Below are 7,194 nucleotides of genomic sequence, written 5' to 3'. Positions count from 1 at the left end.
GACCTTGGGGGCCGCGGGGGGCGGGGTGGAAGTCGCCGTGACGGTCACGCCGACACCTCCTGCTGGTCGGAGTTACGGGCGGCCTGTGCGGCGAGTTCCGCGCCGACCTTGCTCTGCTGGCGCTTGAGTCCGTAGCGGCGGACGACTTCGTAGGCGATGACGACGCACAGGACGATGACGCCCTGGATCACGCCGACGATCTCCTTGTCGTACCCCTCGAACTCCAGCTTTCCGGTGCCGCGTTCCAGGAAGCCCCAGAGCAGCGCGCCGAGCGCGATGCCGATGGGGTGGTTGCGGCCGAGGAGGGCGATGGCGATACCGGTGAAGCCGATGCCGACCGGGAAGTCGCCGCTGTACTCGTAGCTGTCGTTGAGGAGCGTGGGCATGCCGATCAGGCCTGCCACGGCACCCGAGATGAGCATCGAGGTGATGACCATCTTCTTGACGTTCACGCCGCTGGCCTCGGCGGCGGTGTCGGACTGGCCGACGGTGCGCAGGTCGAAGCCGAACCGGGTGCGCGAGAGCGTGAACCAGTAGGCGACGCCCGCGACGACCGCGACCACGATGAAGCCCCAGACGGGCGTCGGGGTGGTCGGGAACTCGAAGAAGTGCGAGGACTCCGGGAGCGGCTTGGTGGAGATCTTGGTGCCGGCCTCGTCGAGGTGGCCGAGGCGGCCCTGCTGGAGCAGGTAGCCGATGATCGCGGTGGCGATGGCGTTCAGCATGATCGTCGAGACGACCTCGCTGACACCACGGGTGACCTTGAGGACACCGGCGATACCGGCCCACATCGCGCCGACGATCATCGCGGTGAGGATGATCAGCGGGATCTGGAGGGCGCCGGGGAGGGTCAGCGCGCCGCCGACCGCCGCGGCGAAGAAGGCGGCAAGGCGGTACTGGCCGTCGACGCCGATGTTGAAGAGGTTCATCCGGAAGCCGACGGCCACCGCGAGACCCGCGAGGTAGTACGTCGTCGCCTTGTTCAGGATGTAGACCTGGCTGTCCGACTTCACCCCGTAGTCGAACATGATGCCGAAGGCGCTGAACGGCTCCTTGCCGGTGGCGGCGAGCACGAGTGCCGTCACCAGGAAGGCGACCACGATCGCGAGTACGGGGGCCGCGATCCCCAGGAGCAGCCGCTCCTTGTCGATCTTCTTCATCGGTCCTCTCCCCCGTCCCGGGGGTCGGTGTCGTCCGTGGTGGGGGCGGCGGATCCGCCGTGGCTTCCGGGCGCTTCGAGATGGCCGCTGGCCGCGCCCGTCATCGCCGAGCCGAGCTCCTCCGGGGTGATGGTCGCGGGGTCGGCGTCCGCGACCAGTCCGCCGCGGTACATGACGCGCAGGGTGTCGGAGAGCCCGATCAGCTCGTCCAGGTCGGCGGAGATCAGCAGCACCGCGAGTCCCTCGCGGCGTGCCTCGCGGATCTGGTCCCAGATCTGCGCCTGTGCGCCGACGTCCACGCCCCGGGTCGGGTGCGCGGCGATCAGGAGCTTGGGCGAGTGGCTCATCTCGCGGCCGACGATCAGCTTCTGCTGGTTGCCGCCGGAGAGCGAGGCCGCGGTGACCTCGATGCCGGGGGTGCGCACGTCGTACTCGCGCACGATCCGCTCGGTGTCGGCGCGGGCCGCCTTGAGGTCGAGGAAGGCGCCCTTGCTGTTGGGACGCTCGGTGACGTGGCCGAGGATGCGGTTCTCCCAGAGCGGGGCCTCCAGCAGCAGTCCGTGCCGGTGGCGGTCCTCGGGGATGACGGCCATCCCGTCCTCGCGGCGCTTGCGCGTCGGCGTACGGGAGATGTCCGCGCCGTCCAGGGAGAGGGTGCCCGCGTCGAGGCTGCGCATGCCCATGATGGCGTCGACCAGTTCGGACTGGCCGTTGCCCTCGACGCCCGCGATGCCGAGCACCTCGCCCTTGTGGATGGTGAAGGTGATGCCGTCGAGCACGGCACGCACCACCCCGTCCGGGTCGGTGGCGGTCAGCCGCAGCCCGTCGACGGTCAGCATCGGCGTGTCGGTGACGGTCGACTCGCGGGTTTCCGGCGACGGCAGCTCGCTGCCGACCATCAGCTCGGCGAGCTGCTTGGTCGTGGTGTGTTTCGGGTCGGCGGTGCCCACGGTCGTGCCGCGCCGGATGACGGTGATCTCGTCGGCGACCGACAGCACCTCACCCAGCTTGTGCGAGATGAAGATGACGGTCAGGCCCTCGGCCTTGAGCTCGCGCAGGTTGTCGAAGAGCGCCTCGACCTCCTGCGGTACGAGGACGGCGGTGGGCTCGTCGAGGATCAGCGTGCGGGCGCCGCGGTAGAGGACCTTGAGGATCTCCACGCGCTGGCGGTCGGCGACACCGAGATCCTCGACCATGACGTCGGGCCGGACGCCGAGACCGTACGAGTCGGAGATCTCCCTGATCTTCGCGCGGGCCCGGTCGCCGATGCCGTACAGCTTCTCGGAGCCGAGTACGACGTTCTCCAGGACGGTGAGGTAGTCGGCGAGCATGAAGTGCTGGTGCACCATGCCGATGCCGCGGTCGATGGCGTCGCCCGGGTTGGAGAACGTGGCCTGTTCGCCGTCCACCGCGATGGTGCCCTCGTCCGGCTTCTGCATGCCGTACAGGATCTTCATGAGAGTGGACTTGCCGGCGCCGTTCTCACCGACGAGGGCGTGAACGGTGCCGCGGCGCACGGTGATGTCGATGTCGTGGTTGGCCACGACCCCGGGGAACCGCTTGGTGATGCCGCGGAGCTCCACGGCATGAGGACTGCTGGACGCGTTGATGGCGCACTCTCCTTGACAGGAGCGGAGGGCGGAGGCGGTGGGGTGCCGATTGCGGGGGCGAAGAAAGGTACCGCGCCCGAGCGGGCGCTACGCGCGTAGCGCCACCGAATCGTTGGCCACCTGTTGACAGGTGGCTTACCGGGGCCGGTGACCCCCGTTGCGGGGGTACGTGAATCGGGGCCCGGGCGAGCAGCCGAAGCCGCTCACCCGGGCCCCGATCGACGGGACGGATCAGGTCGTGGACTTGACCTTGATGGTGCCGTCGACGATCTTCTTCTTCGCGGCGTCCAGCTGGGCCTGGATGTCCTTGAGGTGGTCACCCGTGGTGGTCAGGCTGACGCCGCCCTTGGCCAGGGAGTACGTCTGCGTGCCGGTCAGCGGCTTGCCGTCCTTGACGGACTTGACCAGGTCGAAGACACCGGCGTCGACGTTCTTGACGACCGAGGTCAGGATCGTGTCCTTGTACTTCGCCAGCGCCGGGTCCAGGGCCTGGTCGGAGTCGACACCGATGGACCAGGCGCCCTTCTTGCCGGCGACGGCCTCGATCGAACCGGCACCCGAGCCGCCCGCGGCGGCGAAGATGACGTCGACGCCCTTGTCGAGCATGCCCTTGGCGGCGGCCTTGCCCTTGTCGGGGCTGCCGAAGCCGGACAGGTCCGAACCGGTGGACAGGTACTGGATCTGCACCTTGGCCTTGGGGTTCGTGTCGGTGACGCCCTGCTGGAAGCCGGCCGCGAACTTCTTGATCAGCGGAAGGTCCACACCGCCGATGAAGCCGACCTGGCCGTCCTTGGACTTCAGCGCCGCCGCGACACCGGCGAGGTAGGAGCCCTGCTCCTCGGTGAAGACGATCGAGGCGACGTTCTTCACGTCGGAGACCGAGTCGACCAGGCCGAAGTTGACCTTGGGGTACTTGGGGGCGATCTTGTCGACCGCGTCCTTGTACGCGAAGCCGATCGCGATGACCGGGTTGTAGCCACCCTCGGCGAGCGACTGCAGGCGCTGCTCGCGGTCGGCCGGGGTCTCACCGTTCTTGGCGGTGAGCTCCTTCGTCTGGGCGTGGAACTCGGCCTTCGCCTTGTCCAGGCCGCGGGCCGCGGAGTCGTTGAACGAGTTGTCGCCACGGCCGCCCACGTCGTAGGCCATGCCGATCTTCATCCCGCCCTTGTCGGGGCTGGTGGACTCGTCGGACGAGCTGCCGCACGCGGTGGCAGTGAGGGCGAGCGCCGCAGCAATGGCACACGCGGCGGTGATCTTGGATACCGGGCGCAAGGGAAGGCTCCTTCAAACCTGACCGAAGCGCCTCTTCCGGCGCTGGTTTCGCCGCGATCGTAACGCGCGTAGATGTCAGATAAAGCCCTGTACGGAAGCCGTTATCGGATCGTCGCGAACCGGGGGTGACCTGTCCGGTTACAGATGATTACCGTCCAGCAACGCAGAGGCGGTAAAGAGCTCCACGCCAACCGTGATCGCCTCCTCGTCCACGTCGAAGTTGCCCCGGTGCAGGTCCAGACCACGGGTGTCGCCGGGGGTACGCACCCCGAGCCGCGCCATCGCGCCCGGCACATGCTCCAGATACCAGGAAAAGTCCTCCCCGCCCAGGCTCTGTTCGGTGCCCTCGATCGCATACGATCCGCGGCGGGCGGTCATGGCCCCGGCGAGCAGATCGATCGCGGCGGCGTCATTGACCACGGGCGGGACACCCCGGATGTAGTTGATCACCGTCTTGGCCCGGTACATTCCGGCCACCTCGTCGATCGCGGCGTGCACCAGGTCCGGGGCATCCCGCCAGGCCGCCAGATCCAGGCAGCGGACGGTGCCCGACAGCTCGGCGTGCTGCGGGATCGCATTGCAGACGTGCCCGGTCTGCAGCCGCCCCCAGGTCACCGCGAGCCCGGCGCGCGCGTCGACCCGGCGGGCCAGCAGCGCGGGGACCTCGGTGGCCACCTTGGCGGCGGCGGTGACCAGGTCGGTGGTCAGGTGCGGGCGGGCGGTGTGGCCGCCGGGCCCGTCCAGGGACAGCTCCAGCCGGTCGCAGGCGGAGGTGATCGCCCCGACCCTCAGCCCGATCCGCCCCACGTCGACCTTCGGGTCGCAGTGCACCCCGATGATCCGGCCGACGCCCTCCAGCACCCCGCACTCGATCGTGTCGGTCGCACCGCCGGGCAGTACCTCCTCGGCCGGCTGGAAGATCAGCCGCACCGGGTTGGGCAGCAGCCCCTGCCGGTCCAGCTCGGCGAGCACGAGGCCGGCGCCGAGCACGGCGGTGGTGTGGATGTCGTGCCCGCAGGCGTGCGCCCGGTCGGGCACGGTGGAGCGGTACGGGACGCCCGTCTTGGTGTCCGGGATCGGCAGCGCGTCGATATCGGCGCGCAGCGCCAGCATGGGCCGCGTGGCCTCGCTCCGCGTGCCCACGTCGCAGATGAGCCCGGTCCCGGAGGCGAGCACCCGGGGCTCCAGCCCCGCCAGCTCCAGCCGGGCCTTGATGGCCGCGGTGGTGCGGAACTCCTGGTTGCCGAGCTCGGGGTGCATGTGCAGATCACGCCGGAAGGCGATCAGCTCGGCGCGCAGCGCTTCGGGCAGCGCGCCGGGCAGGGCCTCGGCTGTGGGCGGCTGGGCTTCACAAACGCTGGACGTCGAGTGGTTCACTGGTGAAGGGTAAAGCCGTTCCCCCTCCAACTGACCATGAAACAAGAAAAGTTCAGCCACATAGACGAATAAATGACCGGGTCACGGCGTGTGGGCCGACATCGAGGTGGGTAAACTCCCGCGCGCTCTCACGGCGGAGCGGTGATCACCTCGCGGGCGCTCCGGGTGAACTTCTCCCGGCTCCTCTCCACCGCGTCGACCGCGTCTTCGAGGCCGGTGCGGTACCCGTCGTCCGGCAGCCCCTCGCGCACCCCGTGGAGCACCCCTTCGAGGCGGGCCCGCAGGAACCGCACGTCCGACCACACCCTGCGCAGCGCGGCGGGCACGCCGTCGTACCGTCAGATGAGCGCGCGTACGGGCCAGTCGCCCGGCGCCCTGTCCGACGCCGCGGAGGGCAGCCTGCTGCCGGCCCTCGAAGTCGCCCTGGCCTAAGTGGAATTCTGTGGCGGCGACCGCGGGGAGTGGGAGCGGCGGTGGCTGGCGGCGAACGCCGGGTCCGGTGCCCCGCCCCGGCGGGGCCGGCGGCGGACGGTCGTCGCCGTCGCGGGTGGTGTCGCGCTCGCGCTGGCGGTCGCCGTGGCGGTCCTCGCGATCCGGCCGGGGCACGAGGCGCCACCGCCGGACGCGGCCGGCGGCTCCTCCCGCTTCTTCGCCGACGACGACGCCCTTCAACCAACGGCATCCGCGTCCCCGCGTGTCGCCCGACTCCGCGCAGATGGTCACCGGCCTGCTCGCCACGGGCCGGGTGGAGCTGTACACCGGTACGGCCGGCTCCCTGGTGTACCGGGCCACGTCCGGCACACGGACCTACGACGTCACTCCGCGCAAGCACGTCGGCCAGTGGGGGTCCAACCCCTTCGACGGTGCCGCCTTCCCCTGGGACCCGTCGTGGAAGGCGCCCTCACCGGATCGCGAGTGGACGGTGGTGATCGGACCGGACGGGCGGGCGGCGAGCGATGGAATGCTGGCGGACCGAGGTGGTGGACGGCAGGCCGAGCTGTGAATGGGGAGCCGTATCCGACACCCGGGGCTCGTCGGTCGCGGAGAAGGGCCAGGAAACGGGCAGCGGCCTGTCCCGCCTCGCCGGATTGATCACCCGCGCGGACTGGAAGGCCGGCCGCATCGATCACGCCCTGAGCTTCGGCACCCCGGACAACAACGGCCGGCACGTCTTCCCCGCGGTCGGCAGCCACGGCAAGGGCCAACGACCTTGGCGCGCAGGACAGTTCATCTGGCTTGACCCCTCGTACGACATCGACGCCGGCACCTCGCTCAAGCCGTACGAGCGGATGATCGCGAAGGCGCTGCAGGAGTACGGCGCGTTCAATGTCAAGAACGCCCGTGAGTTCAGCTTCACGTCCGAGTTCGGATCGCGCGCCCCGGGCAACAACGGCGACGCGTACGCCTCCCTCGGCCACATCAGGTTCGCGGAGTACCTGCGAGTCGGGACGGTCGAGCCGCCGTCGTCGTAGGAGTCCGGGACCGCCATCAGTCCGGCAGCCCGCGGCGCACCGGGAAGAGGGCCAGTCCGATGCACAGGGCTCCCGCCGTCAGCAGGTCAAGACTCACGGCCATCATGACGACCCCGGCCAGCACCAGCAGCGGGGACCAGGCCGGGACCTCGTCGCGGCGGAGGAACGCGAGCAGGGTGACGAGCGCCAGCAGCCCGAACCAGAACAGCATCGGCACCGCCGTGTAGACCACAGGCATCACACCGGGCACGTCCTGCACCTTCTCGAACATGTCGCTCATGGCCCGGTCGTCCGCCGCGACGA

The 7,194-nt window shown here is 69.7% G+C and carries 7 protein-coding genes and 1 pseudogene; 2 read left to right on the top strand and 6 right to left on the bottom strand.

Translation table 11 applies throughout. The features are described 5' to 3' along the window. Positions 1-44: 44 nt before the first annotated feature. The 5 genes from J1C73_RS33920 to J1C73_RS33900 all read right to left on the bottom strand — a co-directional run bounded on the left by J1C73_RS33920 (position 45) and on the right by J1C73_RS33900 (position 5,745). Positions 45-1,160, bottom strand: a complete 1,116-nt coding sequence (locus tag J1C73_RS33920) for an ABC transporter permease (RefSeq protein ID WP_207319716.1) — start codon at positions 1,158-1,160, stop codon at positions 45-47. Next, positions 1,157-2,743, bottom strand: coding sequence for an ABC transporter ATP-binding protein (locus J1C73_RS33915; RefSeq protein WP_207319715.1), 1,587 nt, complete (start codon positions 2,741-2,743; stop codon positions 1,157-1,159). Before J1C73_RS33915 ends, J1C73_RS33920 begins: the two co-directional genes overlap by 4 nt. 258 nt (positions 2,744-3,001) lie before the next feature. Then, positions 3,002-4,042 (bottom strand): BMP family lipoprotein, encoded by a 1,041-nt coding sequence (locus J1C73_RS33910; protein WP_207319714.1) that lies wholly within the window; start codon positions 4,040-4,042, stop codon positions 3,002-3,004. A 138-nt stretch (positions 4,043-4,180) separates the two neighbouring features. Beyond that, the gene (locus J1C73_RS33905) at positions 4,181-5,419 is read right to left on the bottom strand and encodes an amidohydrolase (protein WP_207319713.1); all 1,239 of its coding nucleotides are present in this window, start codon (positions 5,417-5,419) and stop codon (positions 4,181-4,183) included. A gap of 128 nt (positions 5,420-5,547) precedes the next feature. After that, a complete protein-coding gene (locus tag J1C73_RS33900) occupies positions 5,548-5,745 on the bottom strand; it encodes a hypothetical protein (protein ID WP_207319712.1) in 198 nt (65 codons plus the stop codon). 368 nt (positions 5,746-6,113) lie between these two features. Here J1C73_RS33900 and J1C73_RS35345 point away from each other — a divergent pair, with 368 nt between their 5' ends. Then, positions 6,114-6,422: a hypothetical protein gene (locus tag J1C73_RS35345; protein ID WP_242645086.1), complete on the top strand. Its 309-nt coding sequence runs from the start codon at positions 6,114-6,116 to the stop codon at positions 6,420-6,422. Beyond that, entirely contained in the window at positions 6,376-6,891 is a 516-nt protein-coding gene (locus J1C73_RS35340) for a hypothetical protein (protein ID WP_242645085.1), read from the top strand. The genes J1C73_RS35345 and J1C73_RS35340 overlap by 47 nt, the downstream gene beginning before the upstream one ends. Positions 6,892-6,907: 16 nt before the next feature. Here J1C73_RS35340 and J1C73_RS33890 read toward each other — a convergent pair. Continuing rightward, a pseudogene (locus tag J1C73_RS33890) lies at positions 6,908-7,194 on the bottom strand (hypothetical protein); the annotation flags it as partial.

It is taken from the genome of Streptomyces laculatispora (genome assembly GCF_017353455.1).
GTDB lineage: Bacteria > Actinomycetota > Actinomycetes > Streptomycetales > Streptomycetaceae > Streptomyces > Streptomyces laculatispora.
Note: the sequence above shows the minus strand (reverse complement) of the source record. Positions and strands in the feature narration are given on the sequence as shown.